The organism is Pseudomonas sp. CM25 (assembly GCF_013179705.1).
GTDB lineage: Bacteria > Pseudomonadota > Gammaproteobacteria > Pseudomonadales > Pseudomonadaceae > Aquipseudomonas.
On the sequence record NZ_JABMCW010000717.1, the window covers coordinates 1 to 623 of the forward strand.

A 623-nucleotide genomic window follows, 5' to 3' on the forward strand; every position below is an offset into this window, starting at 1 on the left:
CCCCTCCACACTTAAGTGGCTACGAAAAAATTACAGGTGGTTAACTCGGCTGTGGGGAGGTCAGCCTGGTGCGAACGGAGGTAGCCCAGCTTTCTGGCTAGACACGCGGGAGGCGAATGGATCGCGAGTTTTCATGGCACTACCTGATAATTATTTTTGTGAGGTGCTTTGAGGGCATATTATGCTGGGCAGGCCCCAGCTATCGGTTGAGTTAATCCTCGGATCAATTAGTTGCGGTGTCAACTAGTTTCTAAGTATCCCGATTGGAGGTGTGCGCTCAATGGCCTCGGAAGCCCAGCTGGACCTCGCTCGCTACGTGCCAGCGCTGCTGAATTTCTTATCCAACAAGCTTTCGTCCGGCGCCTCCCAGTGCTACCGGAAACACTTCGAGATAGGCGTTGTGGAGTGGCGGATGCTTTCCATGCTGGCCGTGGAAAGCGGGATCACTGCCAATCGTATCTGCCAGGTGATCGGTCTCGACAAGAGTGCTGTCAGCCGCTCCCTACATGCTCTAGAGGTAGCGGGGCGGGTCTGCACTGAGGTCGATCCTGCTGATGGACGGCGCTATACCGTTTCGCTTACTGCGAGCGGCAAGGAGTTGTATAACCGAGTCTTGAAGGTCG

General features: G+C 55.1%; 1 protein-coding gene. It reads left to right on the forward strand.

Features of this window, described 5'->3' with window-relative positions:
• Positions 1 to 280: 280 nt before the first annotated feature.
• Positions 281 to 623 (forward strand): MarR family winged helix-turn-helix transcriptional regulator (locus HP546_RS30900; protein WP_172233848.1); only part of this gene is annotated, 343 nt, incomplete at its 3' end.